Source organism: uncultured Roseovarius sp., from assembly GCF_963972555.1.
Classification (GTDB): Bacteria; Pseudomonadota; Alphaproteobacteria; order Rhodobacterales; family Rhodobacteraceae; genus Roseovarius; species Roseovarius mucosus.
In genome coordinates this window covers 75,805-91,991 of sequence record NZ_CAXAUM010000010.1, presented here as the reverse complement: position 1 = coordinate 91,991, position 16,187 = coordinate 75,805, and the positions used below count along the sequence as shown (strand labels likewise).

The following is a 16,187-nucleotide window of genomic DNA, read 5'->3' as shown; positions in this document are numbered from 1 at the left end:
GACAATGAACACCCACGCCAACACCCCTGCCCCCGACGACCTGACCCTCTGGGATCGCACCCATAACCTGCACCCCTGGACCGGCATCCGCGACTGGCGCAAAACGGATCTCCTGCGGGTCAACACCGCCGAGGGCATCCATATCTGGGACAGCAACGGCAAGCGCCATATCGACGGGCCGGGGGGCATGTGGTGTGTTCAGATCGGCTATGGCCGGGCCGAGATGGCCGAGGCGATTGCGGCGCAGGCCATGGCCATGCCCTATGCCTCGCCTTGGTCCTTCACCACCGAACCCGCCGCGCTTCTGGCGCGCAAACTGGCGGAATTGACCCCCGGCGATCTCAACACCGTGCATTTCACCACCGGCGGCTCGACCGCTGTCGATACCGCCCTAAGGGTCGTGCAATTCCTCAACAACCGGCTGGGCCGCCCGGACAAGAAAATCGTGCTCTCGCGCGAAAAGGCCTATCATGGCTCGACCTATCTGGCCGCGACCGTCACTGGCAAAGAGCGGTTCAAGACGCGCTTTGACAAGGCCGATGATCTGGTGCGGTTCCTGCCCGATGTGAACCCCTACCGCCGTCCCGCAGGCATGAGCGTGGCGGATTGGGGCGAGGCCAAGATCGCGGAGTTCGAGCAGATGATCGCCGATGTTGGCCCCGAGCGCATCGGTGCCTTTATCGCCGAACCGATCCTGTGTTCCGGCGGCGTTGTCGTGCCGCCCCCCGGCTATCACCAACGCACCGCCGAAATCTGCCGCCAGCACGACATCCTCTATATCTCGGACGAGGTCGTGACCGGCTTTGGCAGGCTGGGCCATTGGTTCGCCTCCGAAGAGGTCTTTGGCGTCACCCCCGACATCATCACCTGCGCCAAGGGGCTGACCTCTGGCTATGTGCCGCTCGGGGCCTGCATCCTGTCGGACCGGCTGATGGAACGGCTGGCCGGGGTCGAGGGCGATGACGTGTTCTACAACGGCTATACTTATTGCGGACATCCCGTGGCCTGCGCCGCCGCGCTCAAGAATATCGAGATCATGGAGCGCGAGAATATTCTCGCGCATGTCCGCCGCATCACCCCGCAATTTCAGGCGCGGTTGCGCAGCATCGGCGAGAGGTTCGACATCGTCGGCGACGCGCGCGGCATGGGTCTCTTGGGCTGTCTCGAATGTCGGCCAGACCTCAGCGACGAAAGCTATGCCAAACATCTGCAATTCGGGGCCAAACTCGATGCCGCCTGCGAGGCGCGGGGCCTCTTGCTGCGCCCTTACGGCAATATGGCGGTGTTCTCGCCGCCGCTGATCATCACCACAGAGGAGATAGATGAAATGTTCGATATCATGGAGGCGGGGCTGACCCAACTCAGCGCCGAATACAATGGTTGAGGTCGCGCGCCTGAGGGCGGATGCCGATCCGGGCACGATCGCCAAGGCCCTGCTAGGCGAGGGCGGGGTTGTCGTCGAAGCGGTGGCAGACTCCGCGCTGCTCGATCGCATCACGGATGATCTGCGCGGCCCGTTCGACGAGCAAGGGCACAAGTTCGCCAATGATTTCAACGGCTACAAAACGCGCCGTCTGGGCAGCATCCTCAAGATTTCAGAGGCCGCAGCAGATGTTCTTGCGCATCCGCTGGTGATGGAGGTGGCCGACCGCGTGCTCAAACGCCATTGCATCAGCTATCGCATCGGGTCGTCCACCGCGATCGAAATTCTACCGGGGGAAAAGGCACAGGTGCTGCACCGCGACGACGATTTCTACCCGATCCGGATTCCCGGCGTGGAGTTCCAGATTTCCGCGATGTGGGCGCTGGACGATTTCACCGCCGAGAATGGCGCGACGCGGGTTGTTCCCGGCTCTCAGGACCTGCGCCCGATCAAGAGCATCACCGAGGATCAGATCACGCAGGCCGTGATGCCGCGCGGTTCGGTGCTGTTCTACCTTGGCGCCACGGTGCATGCGGGCGGGGCCAACCGTGCCTCCGCCCCGCGCAAGGGGCTGATCACCACCTATTCGCTGGGCTGGCTCCGGCAGGAAGAAAACATGTATCTCTCGGTGCCGAAGACCAAGGCGGATCAATACCCCGACGCCGTGCGCCGGTTGATGGGGTATCAAGGTCACGGGCGCAATCTGGGCGTCTATCCCGGCGACCCCGACGGCTATTGGTTCGACGCCTGAGCGCGCCATTCGGCGCGGGTGATCTCGAACCACGCCACATCACTGGCATAGGCGCGCGCCGGGCCGCAATCGCGCATCCCGCATTTACGCAGCACGTTTTGCGAGGCGCGATTGTCCGGGTCGGTGCAGGCCACAACCTGCGCCAAGGCCGTCTGTTGAAAGGCAAAACGCAGCAATCGGTCACAGATTTCGGTGGCAAAGCCCTGCCCCCACGCGCCGGGCTTGAGCAGGTATCCCACCTCGATTTCTGCCTCGGGGTAAGCATCGGGCACCAGTTGCGCCCAATCCGGGTCTTCGGTCTCGATGGGAACTGGTGTCAGCACGCCATCGCCGATCTTTTCGCCGGTCGCACGATCCAGAACGCACCAGATGCCCAATCGCCCGCCAGCACCACGCCGGAGTGCGTTAGGCATGTGGGCGCGCGCCTCCGCTTCGGTCAGCGCCTGCCCCACAAATCGCATCACCTCGGGATCGCACAGCAGATCGAGACACAGATCCTCGTCCTCCGCAGCCCAGGGCCGCAAGCGCAGACGAGGAGTATCGAGCACCAGCGCCCGTTGCGCGAGGGGCCTGATCATAACGGCTTGCGGCCCCGGATATGGTGTGGGCAATGCTCGCCCGAGCACAAAACCGGCACCATGGCTGTCCAGGTCTCGATCTGATGCGCGATAAACTCCGCACCATGCCGCGCCTCCCATTTCGCGCGGCGGGGGCCGGACAGCTCCTCCAGCTCCGCCGCCGCAACTTGCGAATACCACGGGCTGCGGTCGAGGAGCGCTACATCGACAAACCCCGCCGCCGTCAGCGCCGCGCGATACCGCGCGGGCGAGGCCATGGCAAAATCAAGCGCCTCAAGGGCGATATAATGCGCCATTTCGGGCGAGGGCGCGCCGTCATGCGCGCGCAACCAATCCGAGGCGGCAAAGATACCACCCGGTTTGAGCACCCGAAACACCTCGGCCGCCAGCGCCTCCTTGTCGGGAATGTGGATGATGGAATCCTTGGAGAACACCACGTCAAAGCTTTGATCCGCATAGGGAAACGGCCCCGGAGTGACCTTGTCGATGGTGATCTTTCCCGCCAGCCCCGCCGCATCCGCGCGGGCGTGCGCGGCGGCGCAAACCGGTTCTTCTACATCTATCCCCGTCACATGCGCAGCGCCATGGTCGCGCACCATCAAAACCGCAATAGCACCGGACCCACAGCCAATATCGAGCACCTGCGCCCCCGCCAGATCAACCCCGTCCAGCACCCGCGCTACTTCCTCCGGGCCACCGGGCGAGAGAAACCCCTCGCCCCAAAGCTCCTCAAGAAAGCCGATATGGCTTTGATCGTAAAGAATATCCTCCGACATGCGATGCCCCCCGACTGAATATCCATTCAGCGGAGTATTCCGCGAACAGAGACATCAAACAAGTCCCGCCTCAGAGCTGCCCCGCCGCCTGCAACTGCTGCCAAGCAAAGCGCAAATAACTGCTGCGAAAGCTGTGACCGCCCGGGTGCAGGCAAAAATCGAGAACTTCACCCTTGGTATTGCGGCTGTTCTGACATTCGAGGTCCTCGAATTCCGTCTCGCCGCTCGGGCTGAACCCACCCAGCGCCTGATACATGTCAAGCGCCTCGCCGACATCGCCCTGATGCGTGTCCAGAATGGCCCGGCCAGCCAGAGGCACGGTGGGGTCTGTCGTGCCGTGAATATGCACAAGGCTTGCCGCAGGCGTGGCGCAGGTCTCGGGCGGCTTCATCCAGAAAGTGCCGGCGATTGCAGCAAAGCCCGCGAACCGCTCGGGCATGGTGCAGGCGAGGTTCCAGACCATCATGCCGCCCGCGGAAAATCCCGCCGCCATCATGCGCTTGGGATCAATCGGAAACCGGCGCGCGGCATCCTCGATCACCGCCTCGACATAGCGGAATTCAACCGATCCATCGCTGTCCATATGGCGCGGCGCATAGGGAATCACCCAGTCGTCATCAGCGGATTTGAGCGCGATCAATGCCAGCCCCATGTCGGATACCACCTTCCGTAGGTTCTGATTCTGCATCACCGCCGCCGCCGACCCGCGATAGCCATGGGCAAAGACCACGGCGCCCACAGGGTCTGTGCTCTGCCCCTCGGGCATGGCGATGCGGTAATGCCGGTCGCCCAGCATGCAATCTGTATCCGGCCCGCAGGCCAGTGCCGGCCCCGCAAGCACCCCGGTTGTCAGAAAAATTGCCAAGACTCGCATCGCACTCTCCTTGCTTCGACATGGACCGACCTAAGCGAAATGGTGACGGATCGGGATCACAAGCGCGTGTCATACCGCCTCTAATAACGCGGATTTGATCGAAATCCTTTGCGCGGATCAACTCTTTGCTAACGCTCTTGGGTTTGGATTGTTCCGACCGCCCAAGACGGAGATGGCACATGACACGATTCACCCTCTTTGCCCTGCTGATGCTCGGCCTTGCTCTTGGGACCAATGCTCAGGCGCAATCCCTGACCGAGGTGCGCACGCAGCTTCAGGCCGCACTGCAACGCAGCCTGAGCCGCGCCATGGTCGATGGTGCGCTGCCACATCTCGACCTGACCACCGGGCAACTGACCAGATTCTACCCGACCGAGAATCACGAGATCATCCTCAAGATGGACGAGGTCTATGTGATGTGCGCCACGCTCCTTGGCCCCGATGGCAGGGAGGTGCCGGTGGATTACTACATCTCGCAGAGTGGCGGGCGCTATGGCGTGATCCGGACCGAGATCGACAACCGCACCCCGCTCAAGGCGCTGATGGACGCGGGCCGCGCCACCCGGCTGGAGTGACCCCGATGACCACGACCGACGGGGCCGCGCTGCGCACGCCGACGCTGGGGCTGTACCTCAAGCTGACGGCAGTGATGGTGCCGACCTTTTTGCTTTTCGCCGCCTCCGGCCTCTTGTGGCTCAGCGAAAAGAACCTGTTGCGCAGCGAAGAGGCGATGGCCATGCGCATCGGCAATGCCACCGCTCGGCTGGGTGGCGCGCTGGAACGGTTCAGCGACCAGAGCGATGGCGCGGTCAACTGGGCCAGCCCCTACGTGACCGACCTCATGCAGACGCTGCTGGGCGATCCCGCAATTCGCTGTGTGGAACTGGTGGACCCGGCCAGCCGCGCCTTGCTGGCGGTGGTGCCCGAGGGGCTGGGCTGTCAGGGGGCCGATACCGCGCTCTCGCTGCCCTACGAGGTATTTTCCTGGCCTATAACCGAGCTTGTCACCCGCTTTGACGAACGCGAGATCGCCACCGTCAAACGCTATCAGCGCGATTTCCTGCTGATGCTTCTGGCGGGCGGCATTCTGATTGCCGCTCTTGGCAACTGGCTCTCGTTCAGGGTGATCGTCGGACGCCCGCTGCGCCGCCTCATCACCCGGCTGGAAGAGGCGCGCGAGGTGGCGGTGATCGCCAATGAGGCAAAATCCGACTTCCTCGCAAAAATGAGCCATGAGATCCGCACGCCGATGAACGGCATCATCGGCATGGCCGACATGCTCTCGGAAACCGACCTGACCCCGGAGCAAGAGAGCTACGTCAGCACCATGGTCCGCTCGGGCGACGCCCTTCTGACCATCATCAACGACATCCTCGATTTCTCCAAGATCGAGGCTGGCAAGCTCACGCTGGCCTCTGAGCCCTATCGCCTGCGCGAACTGGTCGAGGATGTCACGCAGCTTCTGGCACCGCTGGCGGCGCGCAAGGGGCTGATGCTCTATGCCGATGTCGCCCCCGACCTGCCCGAGATCCTGCTGGGCGATGCCGGGCGCCTGCGCCAGATCCTCGTGAATATCGCGGGCAATGCCGTGAAATTCACGCTGGAGGGGCATGTCGCCCTGCGCGCCAGCGCCGCTGGCCCCGGCCAGATCGTGATCACGGTTCATGACAGCGGGGTGGGCATCCCTGCGGATCAGCAGGACAAGGTCTTTACCGCCTTCGAGCAGGTGGACAACACCGCCACCCGCAGTTTTGGCGGCACCGGTCTCGGCCTCGCGGTCAGCCGCCAGTTGGTGACGTTGATGGGGGGCACGCTGACGCTCCAGTCGCGCGAGGGCGCTGGCACGCGCTTCGACATCACCCTGCCCCTCATCCCGCAAGAGACAAGCGGGCGGGGCCTGCGCGCCGCGCCTCTGGCGCAGCCCGGTCAGGATGCGCCGGTGATCTGGCTGTTGGACGCGTGCGCCGACCGACGCGTCGGGCTTGCCTCTCTGCTCACCCATCTTGGCACCCGCGTGATCGAGGGGAGCACAATCGCGGACATGTCCCGTGCGACCACGCCCGCCCTCATCCTGCGCGATGACCGCGTGACCGAAGAGGGTCTGCCCGCCGCGATCCCGCAAATCCTGCTATCGGACCGGGCGGCACCCACCGGAGGCGCACTGCGCAACGTGCTGCGCAAACCCCTGCGCCATGCGCTCTTGATCGAGGCCGCGCGCGCCGCCCTCAATGGCCATCTGACAGCACCCCCGTCCGAACCTGCGGACGCCCGCCGCACCGAGGCTTGGGCCGAGGGGCTGCAAATCCTTGCCGTCGACGACAATGCCACCAATCGCTTACTTCTGGAGCGCTATTTTGCCCGCTCCGGCGCGCTGCTGCGCCTTGCCGCCAACGGGGCCGAAGCGGTGGCGCTGTATAGCGCGGCACCCGCTGATCTGGTGCTGATGGATGTCTCCATGCCAGGCATGGACGGTTATCAGGCCACTGGCCTCATCCGCACGCAAGAGGCCGCACAGGATCTGCCGCCCGCGCATGTCGTGGCCGTCACCGCCAATGTTCTGGAACAACACCGGCAAGAGGCGCATCTGGCGGGAATGGACGGCTTTCTTGGCAAGCCGCTGCGCAAGGCGGATCTGGTCGCCTATATCGCCCGCCTGCTGGAAAGCGGCGACTTGGTGCCGCGCCCTGCGGCACACCGCCCTGCCGCCGAATAGACGGATCAGCCCTCGCCGGACCCGTCCCGCCACCGGTTCACAATCGGATACCGCCGATCCAGCCAGAACGCCCGCTTGCTCAGCCGCGTGCCGGGGGCCGCCTGGAACCGCTTGTATTCGCTGATATAAAGCAGATGTTCCACCCGCTTGGCATCGGCGCGGTCATAGCCCGCCGCGACGCAATCGGAAATCGAGCCATCCTGATCCACCAGAATGGTCAATATCCCGTCCAGCACCGGATAATCGGGCAACGAATCGCTGTCCTTCTGATCGGCGCGCAATTCGGCACTGGGCGGCTTGGCGATGACCCGCTCGGGGATCACCGCCCCCTCTGGCCCCATCATCCAGCCGCGATGCTGGGCATTACGCCAACGGCAAATCTCGAACACCCGCGTCTTGTAGAGATCCTTGATCGGGTTATAGCCCCCCGCCATATCGCCATAGATCGTGGCATAACCCACCGCCACTTCGGATTTGTTGCCGGTGGTCAGCAGCATTTCGCCAAACTTGTTGCTGAGCGCCATCAGCAACAGACCGCGCAGCCGTGACTGGATATTCTCCTCGGTCAGGTCCGGCTTGGTGCCCTCAAACAACGGTGCCAGCGTCGCCGTGATCGCCGCGCGCCCGGCGTCAATCGGCACGAAATCATACCGGCACCCCAGATTTTCCGCGACCGCCTTGGCATCCTCGAGCGACTCGGGCGAGGTATATTCCGACGGCAACATCACGCAGCGCACATTCTCGGCCCCCACCGCATCAACGGCAATGGAGGCCACAATGGCACTGTCCACACCGCCCGAAAGCCCCAGCAAGACCTTTGAAAACCCCGATTTGCGCAGGTAATCGCGGAAACTGAGCACCATCGCGGTATAATCCTGCTCCATATCATCCGGCAGATGCGCCAAATCCCCCGGCACCGCGCGCCAGCCCTCCGGCCCGCGCTCCAGATCGACATGCGTCACCGCCTCTTGAAACATCGGCAATTGCACCGCGAGCGCCCCGCCGGGATTGAGCACGAAAGAGCCGCCATCGAACATCTGATCGTCCTGCCCGCCCACCATGTTGAGATAGACCAGAGGCAAACCAGTTTCGATCACCCGTGCCACCATCATGTTTTGGCGCAGATCCATCTTGTCGCGGTAATGCGGCGATCCATTGGGCACGAGCAGGATTTCCGCCCCGGTTTCGGCCAATGTCTCGGCCACATCCTCGTGCCAGGCATCCTCGCAGATCGGGCTGCCGATCCGCACGCCCGCCACCATATAGGGCCCCGCCACCGGCCCGCTTTCATATAGCCGGACCTCGTCAAAAACCGTCTCATTGGGCAGATGATGCTTGAGCACGCGGGCGCGCACCACGCCGCCCTGCAAGATGTAATAGGCATTATAGAGGCCGATACCCTCCAGCGCCGGGCCTCCGATGGCCAGTGCCGGCCCCTCGGCGCAGTCGCGCGCCAGCGCCTCGATCGCGGCAATCGCCGCCTGATGAAAGGCCGGCTTCTGCACCAGGTCCTGCGTGTTGTAGCCGGTGATGAACATCTCGGGCAGCGCCACCAGATCGGCGCCCGCCGCGCGCCCCTCTTCCCATGCTGCGCGCGCCATGCGCGCATTGCCCGCCAGATCCCCCACCGTGGGGTTCAACTGCGCCAAAGTCAGGCGAAACCGGTCAGCCATGCGCGTGCCCTCTGCATATCCACGCCCCCGATGTAGCAGATCGCCGCCGGAGGAAAAGCCGATTTGCCCAAAACCCGTTGTCAGCCCCTGCCCCGTCCTCTAGATTTGACGCAGCCGCCGTATCATCGGGCGGGATCGGGCATCGGGGCAGATATGAACTTTTCGCGCACAAGACCCATCCTTCTGAGCATCGCGCTCGGCACGGCCAGCCTGGCCGCCGCGCAGGATGCAGAGGTGCAGACCAAGCAATATGACGATGGCGGCATCTATGAGGGCACCTTCAAGGACGGGCTGCAACATGGCACCGGCACCTATACCCTGCCCAATGGCTATCAATATACCGGCGAATGGGTCGAGGGGGAAATCCGCGGCAAGGGTGTCGCGCGTTTTCCCAATGGCTCGGTCTACGAGGGCGAATTCGCGCGCGGCAAACCCAATGGCATCGGCAAGATCGTGTTCACCGATGGCGGCACCTACGAGGGGGCATGGGAGGATGGCAAGATCACCGGCCAAGGTGTTGCGATCTACGCCAACGGGGTGCGCTACGAGGGCGGGTTTCTCAATGCCATGCACCACGGGCGCGGCCGGATGCAAAGCCCGGGTGGCTATATCTATGACGGCGATTGGATGAATGGCGTCAAGGAGGGCACGGCCAAGATCACCTATCCCGATGGTGCGGTCTACGAAGGCGCCGTGGCGCGCGGCGCGCGCGAGGGAGAGGGCACGCTTACCATGCCCGACGGGCTGATCTATCAGGGCACCTGGCGCGCCGGAGAGATTGACGGCAAGGGCAAGCTCACGCAGCCAAATGGTGATGTCTATGAGGGCGATCTTGTCGCCGGTCGGCGCGAGGGCTCGGGCCGCGTCACCTATGAGAATGGCGATCTCTACGAAGGGGCCTTCAAGGATGACCGCCGCCACGGTCAGGGCAAATTCACCGGCACCGATGGTTATCTCTATGAGGGCGAATGGATCGCGGGCAAAATCTCGGGTCAGGGGCGCGTCACCTATCCCGATGGCTCGGTCTATGAGGGGCAATTCCGCGATGATCTGGCCAATGGCGAGGGGCGCATCACCTACCCTGACGGGTCAACCTATGAGGGCTCATGGGTCGGCGGCGTGATCGAGGGCACCGGGCGTGCCACCTATCCCAACGGCCTTGTCTATGAGGGCGAATTCCAGAACGCCCGCAACCATGGCACCGGGGTCATGACCTATCCCGACGGCTATCGCTATGAGGGGGAATGGCAGGACGGCCAACGCCATGGCAGCGGCACCGCGACCTATCCCGATGGCACGATCTATGTGGGCGGATTTGTCGACGGGCAGCGCCACGGACAGGGCAAGATCACGATGCCCGACGGCTTTGTCTACGAAGGCGACTGGCAGAACGGTGAAATCTCGGGGCGTGGCGTCGCCACCTACACCAATGGCGATGTCTATGAGGGCATGTTCCGTGCGGGCAAGCGACAGGGTGAAGGCACGATGCGCTACGCCACAGGGCAAGAGGCCAGCGGCACATGGGAAGACGGCGCGCTGTCTGAGGCAACGACCAAAACCGAGTGATCAGACGATGCGCCCCGCATCAAGATCACCCAGCACGCGCGCGGCCCCGTCGCGTACCATTTGACGGCGGTCTGCGTCCATTCTGTCCCAGGTGCGATAGACCGGCCCCATGCGCGGATTGCGGCCAAACCGCTCGCGGTGCCGGATCAGGAAATCCCAATAGAGCAGGTTGAAGGGACAGGCGTCATCGCCGGTCTTGTCCTTGACCGAATAGGCGCAGGACCGGCAGTAATCCGACATCTTGTCGATGTAATTGCCCGAACTTACGTAGGGTTTGCTGGCGATGATGCCACCATCGGCAAACTGGCTCATCCCGATCACATTCGGGGCCTCGACCCATTCAAAGGCATCGGCATAAACCGACAGATACCAATCATGCACCTGTGCGGGGTCGATCCCAGCCAGCAGTGCGAAATTGCCCGTCACCATCAACCGCTGGATATGATGGGCATAGGCCTCTTTTTCTGTCACATCAACGGCTTGCGAGACACAGTTCATACGCGTCTTGCCGCCCCAATACATCGCTGGCAGATCGCGCCCATGACCCAGCGCATTGCGCGTCGCATAGTCCGGCCCATCGCGGAAATAGAGACCCCGGACATATTCGCGCCAGCCGATGACCTGCCGGATATAGCCCTCGGCGGCATTGATCGGCACCCGGCCCGCTTGCCATTCTTCAATAATACGGGCGCAGATATCCACAGGATTGAGCAATCCAATGTTCAAATACATCGAAATCACCGAATGGTGCAGGAACGTGTCGCCCTCCAGCATCGCATCCTGCGTGTCGCCAAACCCGGCCAGCAAATTGCGTGCGAAATGGTCAAAGGCTTGGGCGGCCCCGGCCCGTGTCACCGCAAACCAGAATGGGCGCAACCTGCCGAAATTCTTGCCAAATCGCCCCTCGACCAGATCGAGCACCTCTGCCGTGATTGCATCCGGTTCAAACCGCAGCGGGGTTGCACGCAGCAGGTCCGCTTGCGCACGTTTGCGATTGTCATGGTCAAAATTCCACTTGCCCCCCGCAGGCTGACCGTCCTCCATCAAGAACCCGGTCTTGCGCCGCATCTCGCGGTAAAAATACTCCATCCGAAGCTCTTTGCGCCCCTCAGCCCAGCGATCGAACTCTTCCAGCGTGCAGATAAACCGATCATCCGGCAGCTGCCGAACGGTCAACGGCGCTTCTTCGAGCGCTTTTATCAGCCGCCACTCGCCGGGATGCGTGGCGATCACCTCGGACGCGCCAAATTCCTGGGCGCGGCGGATCAACTCGCCGACAATCGACGGCGTGGCCTCGGGATCATCCAGCCGCGTATAGGCCACCTGCCAGCCATCCGCGCGCAACTCTTCTGCGAAATGCCGCATCGCCGACAGGATCAGCGCGATTTTCTTGGGATGGTGCGGCACATAGCTGCCTTCATCCATCACCTCCGCCATGACAACTACGTCTTGCGCCTTGTCCGCTGCACAGAGCGCGGAGAGACCCGGGCTGAGTTGATCCCCCAGCACCAACACCAGCCGCGTCACCATGGCACGGGTTTCCCCTGCCAATCAAAGAACCCGCCGCTGTCCTCTGGCCGCAAGCCTTGAATGACGCGCAACAGGTTTTCCGCCGCCTCTGATGCGGGCACCGCCGGGTGCCGCCCCAGATACTTGCGGGTAAAGTCGGTCTCGACCGTGCCCGGATGCAACGCCACGCAAATCGCCGCGCGATGGCTGCGCCCCAGCTCAATCGCGCCGGTGTGGATCATCTGGTTGAGCGCGGCCTTGGCGGTGCGATAGGAATACCAGCCACCAAAACCGTTGTCGCCGATCGAGCCCACCCGCGCCGAGAGCGCCGCAAAGACTGCCCGCCCCTCGCGCGGCAAAAGCCGGACACTGTGCTTGAGCACAAGCGATGGCCCCACGCAATTGAGCGCGAATTGATCCAGCATCGCCTGCGCACTCACCTGCCGCAGCGCTTTTTCCGGCGCGGCACCGCCGATTTCCAACGCCCCTGTCGCCACGAGGATCAGGTCAAACGGCCCTGTCAGCGCCCCAAGAGTCGTCGCAACCGACGCCTCATCGGTCACGTCCAATCCATCGCCGCTGCGAGACAAGCCGGTAACCGCAACGCCCTTGGCCCGAAGGGCGGCGCTCACGGCCCGCCCGATACCGCCCGATGAGCCGATGATCAATGCGTTTTCCATGGCGCAGACCTAGCCGAAGCCCGTGCCGCTTCAACCCCGAAGCGCAATGCAATTTCGGGGTTTTCATCGCCGCAGAGCCCCCGTATAGTTTCGCGCATGTTGATGCAGGATCATATCACGCAATTGCCCCACGCCGTTCGGCGTGCCGCTTTCGCTGTCCTGCTAGGCCTAAGCCGCCTCTGAGCGTGCCGTCTTGGCGCGACCGCTCAGAGGATGTGCCGTTTCGCGCCGCAGGCTTAGGATTTTTTGAAAGAGACCAACATGACCAACAGCACCAAAGACCGTGTGGTGATCTTCGACACCACCTTGCGCGACGGCGAACAAAGCCCCGGCGCCACCATGACCCATGCCGAAAAGCTCGAAATCGCCGGGCTGCTCGATGACATGGGCGTCGATATCATCGAGGCGGGCTTTCCCATCGCCTCCGAGGGCGATTTCAACGCCGTGAGCGAGATTGCGAAGAACTCCAAGAACGCCGTGATCTGCGGCCTCGCGCGCGCAAATTTCAAGGATATCGACCGCTGCTGGGAGGCGGTCAAACACGCGGCACAGCCCCGCATCCATACCTTTATCGGCACCTCGCCGCTGCACCGTGCGATCCCCAACCTCGACCGCGACCAGATGGCGGAGCGTATCCATGAAACCGTGACACATGCCCGCAATCTCTGCGACAACGTGCAATGGTCGCCGATGGATGCCACCCGCACCGAGTGGGATTACCTCTGCCGCGTGGTGGAAATCGCGATCAAGGCGGGGGCGACCACGATCAATATTCCCGATACCGTGGGCTATACCGCGCCCGAGGAATCCGCCTCGCTCATCCGCCGTCTGATCGAAACCGTGCCGGGGGCGGATGATGTGATCTTTGCCACCCATTGCCACAACGATTTGGGCATGGCCACGGCCAATGCCCTCGCCGCCGTCGCGGGCGGCGCGCGTCAGATCGAGTGCACGATCAACGGCCTCGGCGAACGCGCGGGCAACACCGCGCTGGAAGAGGTGGTGATGGCCCTCAAGGTGCGCGGCGACATCATGCCCTATGAGACTGGCATCGACACCCGAAAGCTGATGAACATCTCGCGCCGCGTGGCCGCCGTCTCGGGCTTTCCAGTGCAGTTCAACAAGGCCATCGTCGGCAAGAACGCCTTTGCGCATGAATCCGGCATCCATCAGGACGGCATGCTCAAGAACGCCGAAACCTTCGAGATCATGCGCCCCGAGGATGTAGGCCTGACAGAGACCAATATCGTCATGGGCAAACATTCGGGCCGTGCCGCCTTGCGCTCCAAGCTCAAGGATTTGGGTTATGACTTGGCCGACAATCAGCTCAACGATGTCTTCGTCCGGTTCAAGGAATTGGCCGACCGCAAGAAGGAAATCTATGACGACGATCTCGTGGCCCTCGTCAATGCCGGTGTGGATTCCGAGAACAATCGCTTGCAGATCAAACACTTGCGCGTGATCTGCGGCACCGAAGGCCCGCAGCAAGCGACGTTGACCATGGAAATCGACGGGCGCGAGGTCTCGACCGAGGCCACCGGCGACGGGCCCGTGGATGCCACGTTCAATGCGGTCAAGGCGCTCTTTCCGCATGAGGCACGGTTGCAGCTCTATCAGGTTCATGCCGTGACCGAGGGCACGGATGCGCAGGCCACCGTGTCCGTGCGCATGGAAGAGGCAGGGCGCATCGTGATGGGCCAATCGGCGGATACCGATACGGTCGTGGCCTCGGCCAAGGCCTATGTCCATGCCCTCAACCGCCTGCTCGTGCGCCGCGAAAAGACCGGCAGCGACGCGCGCGAGGTCAGCTACAAGGACGTCTCCTGACAGTGACGCCTGCCCCCTCGCCTTGGTGCCAAGGCGAGGGGATGCCATTTCAGACCAACAGCACCGTGCCCGCGACAAACGCCGCCGCAGCCAGTGCCGAGGCCAGAGTGCGCAGATGGTTAAGACGGGTCCAACGTCGCGCATAGTGCTGCCAATAGTCCCGCGTCTGCGCTGCCTCGGACGTCATCAGGTCAAGCCGTCGGTTCATTGGCACATTGCCCAGCATCGTCACCAGCACGACCCCAATCCCATAGATCGCGGCCCCAGCGACAAACCAGTCGGATGCCAGCCCCTCAATGCGCAGCACCGCATAAACCGCGAGCACACCAGACACCGGCACCAGCCCCAGGAGGGCCACAAGGAACGCCGAGCCATAAACCTCTCGGTTGATCATTTGCATGGCCTCAATGCCGACGGTCGGACTCGCCCGTCGCAGCGACCGCATCACTAAGTCCGAGAAGGCAAGAAAAACACCCGAAACAAGCGCCATTCCCACGGCAGTTCCGCCAAAGATCGTCAGTTCCAACAGATTTGTCATCGTCATCTTCTCCTGTTTTCTGGTTGGGGCGTGCTCAGGCTGCCGTGCGGCCCATGGTGCGGGCGCGCTCGATCCAGCGGGCGCGTTTGGCCTCCTCTGCCAACTTGACCGACCCAAACTGCACCACCTTGCGCGGCTTGATCCCGCAAAACTTCAGCACCTGATTGCGGATCACCCGCCGCGGTGGTTTGAGATAGAAAAGCGTGTCGATCAGCGTCGGCGTATCGGACGTGATCAGCGCATCCGCCGTGCGCCCGGTCAACAGCCTGTCCCAGCCCATCCCCCGCGAATGATACTTAAAGGCAAAGCCAGAGGTCAGCGCACGGTCGAGCACCGCCTTGGCCCGCGCGGGCATCGCCCCCCACCAATAGGGATGCACGATCATCAGGTGATCGGCCCATGCGATGTTTTCCTGCCATGTGAGCAGATCAGCTTCGAGCGCGGGAACATCCGCCCCGTAGCCTTCGAAATATTGGTCGAACCGCATGTCGTTCAGGTCCATCCGCCGCACGGTGGCACCGCCCGCTTCGGCCCCTGCCTGATAGGCATCGGCCAGCCCGGAACAAAAGGACGTGGCGCGGGGATGGGCCACCCAGATGAATATTTTGCGTGTCATATCTGATTCTCCATTGACTTTACACTGTGTAAATTGACACCGTGTCAATAAACGGAGACTTTACACTGTGTCAAGAGAAAATCCGAGCACCCGCGAACGTATCCTCAACGCCGCGTGGAAACTCCTCGACTCAAACCCCGGCACCGCCGCGCGCATGTCCGACATAGCCAAGGCCGCCGGGGTCAGCCGACAGGCGCTCTACCTGCATTTCCCCAACAGGACAGAGCTTTTCATCGCGACAACCAGGCATCAGGACGAGGTCTTTGGTGTTCAGGACATGTTGTCAGCCAGCCGCGCCGCAACCTCGGGTGAGGACCGTCTGGCGGCCTTTGTCACGGCTTGGGGCAATTACATCCCCAAGATATTCGGCGTCGCCAAAACCCTCATGGTCATGAGCGAAACAGATGCCGACGCAGCCGGAGCATGGCATGAAAGAATGGCCGACATGCGCGAAGGATGCGCGGCCGCCGTGGCCGCCCTTGCCCGCGATGGCGTCTTGATCAAGGAACAGAAAGACGCGACCGACCTTCTGTGGACCCTGTTGTCGATCCCCACATGGGAGCAGCTGACGCGCCTCTGCGACTGGCCGCAGGATCGCTATGTCATTGAAATCCTGCGCGTCGCCCGCCTCGCGCTGTGCGGGCGGGCGTAATCCTTTAGGGT

Annotated in this window: 15 protein-coding genes; 7 read left to right on the top strand and 8 right to left on the bottom strand. The window is 62.8% G+C overall.

The window, feature by feature from the left end:
* The first annotated feature begins 4 nt into the window (after positions 1-4).
* Positions 5-1,384, top strand: a complete 1,380-nt coding sequence (locus AACZ65_RS11565; RefSeq protein WP_339670967.1) for an aminotransferase — start codon at positions 5-7, stop codon at positions 1,382-1,384.
* Positions 1,377-2,174, top strand: a complete 798-nt coding sequence (locus AACZ65_RS11560; protein ID WP_339670966.1) for a phytanoyl-CoA dioxygenase family protein — start codon at positions 1,377-1,379, stop codon at positions 2,172-2,174. Before AACZ65_RS11565 ends, AACZ65_RS11560 begins: the two co-directional genes overlap by 8 nt.
* Here the strand turns inward: AACZ65_RS11560 and AACZ65_RS11555 are convergent.
* The 3 genes from AACZ65_RS11555 to AACZ65_RS11545 all read right to left on the bottom strand — a co-directional run bounded on the left by AACZ65_RS11555 (position 2,156) and on the right by AACZ65_RS11545 (position 4,402).
* Entirely contained in the window at positions 2,156-2,752 is a 597-nt protein-coding gene (locus AACZ65_RS11555; RefSeq protein ID WP_339670965.1) for a GNAT family N-acetyltransferase, read from the bottom strand. The two genes, AACZ65_RS11560 and AACZ65_RS11555, sit on opposite strands and share 19 nt — an antisense overlap.
* Positions 2,749-3,528, bottom strand: coding sequence for a methyltransferase domain-containing protein (locus tag AACZ65_RS11550; protein ID WP_339670963.1), 780 nt, complete (start codon positions 3,526-3,528; stop codon positions 2,749-2,751). Before AACZ65_RS11550 ends, AACZ65_RS11555 begins: the two co-directional genes overlap by 4 nt.
* Positions 3,529-3,598: 70 nt before the next feature.
* Positions 3,599-4,402, bottom strand: a complete 804-nt coding sequence (locus tag AACZ65_RS11545; protein ID WP_339670961.1) for a prolyl oligopeptidase family serine peptidase — start codon at positions 4,400-4,402, stop codon at positions 3,599-3,601.
* A 179-nt stretch (positions 4,403-4,581) separates the two neighbouring features.
* Here AACZ65_RS11545 and AACZ65_RS11540 point away from each other — a divergent pair, with 179 nt between their 5' ends.
* Together AACZ65_RS11540 and AACZ65_RS11535 are read left to right on the top strand one after the other, a co-directional pair.
* On the top strand, positions 4,582-4,977 hold the full coding sequence (locus AACZ65_RS11540) for a hypothetical protein (protein WP_339670959.1): 396 nt from the start codon (positions 4,582-4,584) through the stop codon (positions 4,975-4,977).
* Between the two features lie 5 nt (positions 4,978-4,982).
* Complete coding sequence (locus AACZ65_RS11535; RefSeq protein WP_339670957.1) at positions 4,983-7,115, top strand: ATP-binding protein; 2,133 nt, start codon at positions 4,983-4,985, stop codon at positions 7,113-7,115.
* Between the two features lie 5 nt (positions 7,116-7,120).
* On the opposite strand, the gene AACZ65_RS11530 is transcribed toward AACZ65_RS11535, so the two are convergent.
* The gene (locus AACZ65_RS11530; RefSeq protein ID WP_339670955.1) at positions 7,121-8,788 is read right to left on the bottom strand and encodes an NAD+ synthase; all 1,668 of its coding nucleotides are present in this window, start codon (positions 8,786-8,788) and stop codon (positions 7,121-7,123) included.
* Positions 8,789-8,941: 153 nt separating this feature from the next.
* On the opposite strand from AACZ65_RS11530, the gene AACZ65_RS11525 reads away from it, so the two are divergent.
* Complete coding sequence (locus AACZ65_RS11525) at positions 8,942-10,354, top strand: 2-isopropylmalate synthase (RefSeq protein ID WP_339670952.1); 1,413 nt, start codon at positions 8,942-8,944, stop codon at positions 10,352-10,354.
* Here AACZ65_RS11525 and AACZ65_RS11520 read toward each other — a convergent pair whose 3' ends face one another.
* Together AACZ65_RS11520 and AACZ65_RS11515 are read right to left on the bottom strand one after the other, a co-directional pair.
* The gene (locus AACZ65_RS11520; protein WP_339671063.1) at positions 10,355-11,884 is read right to left on the bottom strand and encodes a cryptochrome/photolyase family protein; all 1,530 of its coding nucleotides are present in this window, start codon (positions 11,882-11,884) and stop codon (positions 10,355-10,357) included. It lies immediately after the preceding gene.
* The gene (locus tag AACZ65_RS11515) at positions 11,878-12,543 is read right to left on the bottom strand and encodes an SDR family NAD(P)-dependent oxidoreductase (protein WP_339670950.1); all 666 of its coding nucleotides are present in this window, start codon (positions 12,541-12,543) and stop codon (positions 11,878-11,880) included. The genes AACZ65_RS11520 and AACZ65_RS11515 overlap by 7 nt, the downstream gene beginning before the upstream one ends.
* A 261-nt stretch (positions 12,544-12,804) precedes the next feature.
* On the opposite strand from AACZ65_RS11515, the gene AACZ65_RS11510 reads away from it, so the two are divergent.
* Complete coding sequence (locus AACZ65_RS11510; RefSeq protein ID WP_037268531.1) at positions 12,805-14,370, top strand: 2-isopropylmalate synthase; 1,566 nt, start codon at positions 12,805-12,807, stop codon at positions 14,368-14,370.
* A 49-nt stretch (positions 14,371-14,419) separates the two neighbouring features.
* Here the strand turns inward: AACZ65_RS11510 and AACZ65_RS11505 are convergent, their stop codons facing one another.
* The gene (locus AACZ65_RS11505) at positions 14,420-14,908 is read right to left on the bottom strand and encodes an anthrone oxygenase family protein (RefSeq protein ID WP_339670947.1); all 489 of its coding nucleotides are present in this window, start codon (positions 14,906-14,908) and stop codon (positions 14,420-14,422) included.
* 34 nt (positions 14,909-14,942) lie between these two features.
* Entirely contained in the window at positions 14,943-15,524 is a 582-nt protein-coding gene (locus AACZ65_RS11500) for an NAD(P)H-dependent oxidoreductase (RefSeq protein ID WP_339670945.1), read from the bottom strand.
* 67 nt (positions 15,525-15,591) lie between these two features.
* Here AACZ65_RS11500 and AACZ65_RS11495 point away from each other — a divergent pair, with 67 nt between their 5' ends.
* On the top strand, positions 15,592-16,176 hold the full coding sequence (locus AACZ65_RS11495) for a TetR/AcrR family transcriptional regulator (protein WP_339670943.1): 585 nt from the start codon (positions 15,592-15,594) through the stop codon (positions 16,174-16,176).
* Positions 16,177-16,187: the final 11 nt, after the last annotated feature.

Bases quoted from the DNA above. Each gene is read 5' to 3' on its own strand.
- AACZ65_RS11560 (WP_339670966.1), top strand. From the start codon at position 1,377: ATGGTTGAGGTCGCGCGCCTGAGGGCGGATGCCGATCCGGGCACGATC.
- AACZ65_RS11510 (WP_037268531.1), top strand. From the start codon at position 12,805: ATGACCAACAGCACCAAAGACCGTGTGGTGATCTTCGACACCACCTTG.
- AACZ65_RS11545 (WP_339670961.1), bottom strand. From the start codon at position 4,402: ATGCGAGTCTTGGCAATTTTTCTGACAACCGGGGTGCTTGCGGGGCCG.
- AACZ65_RS11505 (WP_339670947.1), bottom strand. From the start codon at position 14,908: ATGACAAATCTGTTGGAACTGACGATCTTTGGCGGAACTGCCGTGGGA.
- AACZ65_RS11520 (WP_339671063.1), bottom strand. From the start codon at position 11,884: ATGGTGACGCGGCTGGTGTTGGTGCTGGGGGATCAACTCAGCCCGGGT.
- AACZ65_RS11565 (WP_339670967.1), top strand. From the start codon at position 5: ATGAACACCCACGCCAACACCCCTGCCCCCGACGACCTGACCCTCTGG.
- AACZ65_RS11540 (WP_339670959.1), top strand. From the start codon at position 4,582: ATGACACGATTCACCCTCTTTGCCCTGCTGATGCTCGGCCTTGCTCTT.
- AACZ65_RS11530 (WP_339670955.1), bottom strand. From the start codon at position 8,788: ATGGCTGACCGGTTTCGCCTGACTTTGGCGCAGTTGAACCCCACGGTG.
- AACZ65_RS11555 (WP_339670965.1), bottom strand. From the start codon at position 2,752: ATGATCAGGCCCCTCGCGCAACGGGCGCTGGTGCTCGATACTCCTCGT.
- AACZ65_RS11515 (WP_339670950.1), bottom strand. From the start codon at position 12,543: ATGGAAAACGCATTGATCATCGGCTCATCGGGCGGTATCGGGCGGGCC.
- AACZ65_RS11535 (WP_339670957.1), top strand. From the start codon at position 4,983: ATGACCACGACCGACGGGGCCGCGCTGCGCACGCCGACGCTGGGGCTG.
- AACZ65_RS11550 (WP_339670963.1), bottom strand. From the start codon at position 3,528: ATGTCGGAGGATATTCTTTACGATCAAAGCCATATCGGCTTTCTTGAG.
- AACZ65_RS11500 (WP_339670945.1), bottom strand. From the start codon at position 15,524: ATGACACGCAAAATATTCATCTGGGTGGCCCATCCCCGCGCCACGTCC.
- AACZ65_RS11525 (WP_339670952.1), top strand. From the start codon at position 8,942: ATGAACTTTTCGCGCACAAGACCCATCCTTCTGAGCATCGCGCTCGGC.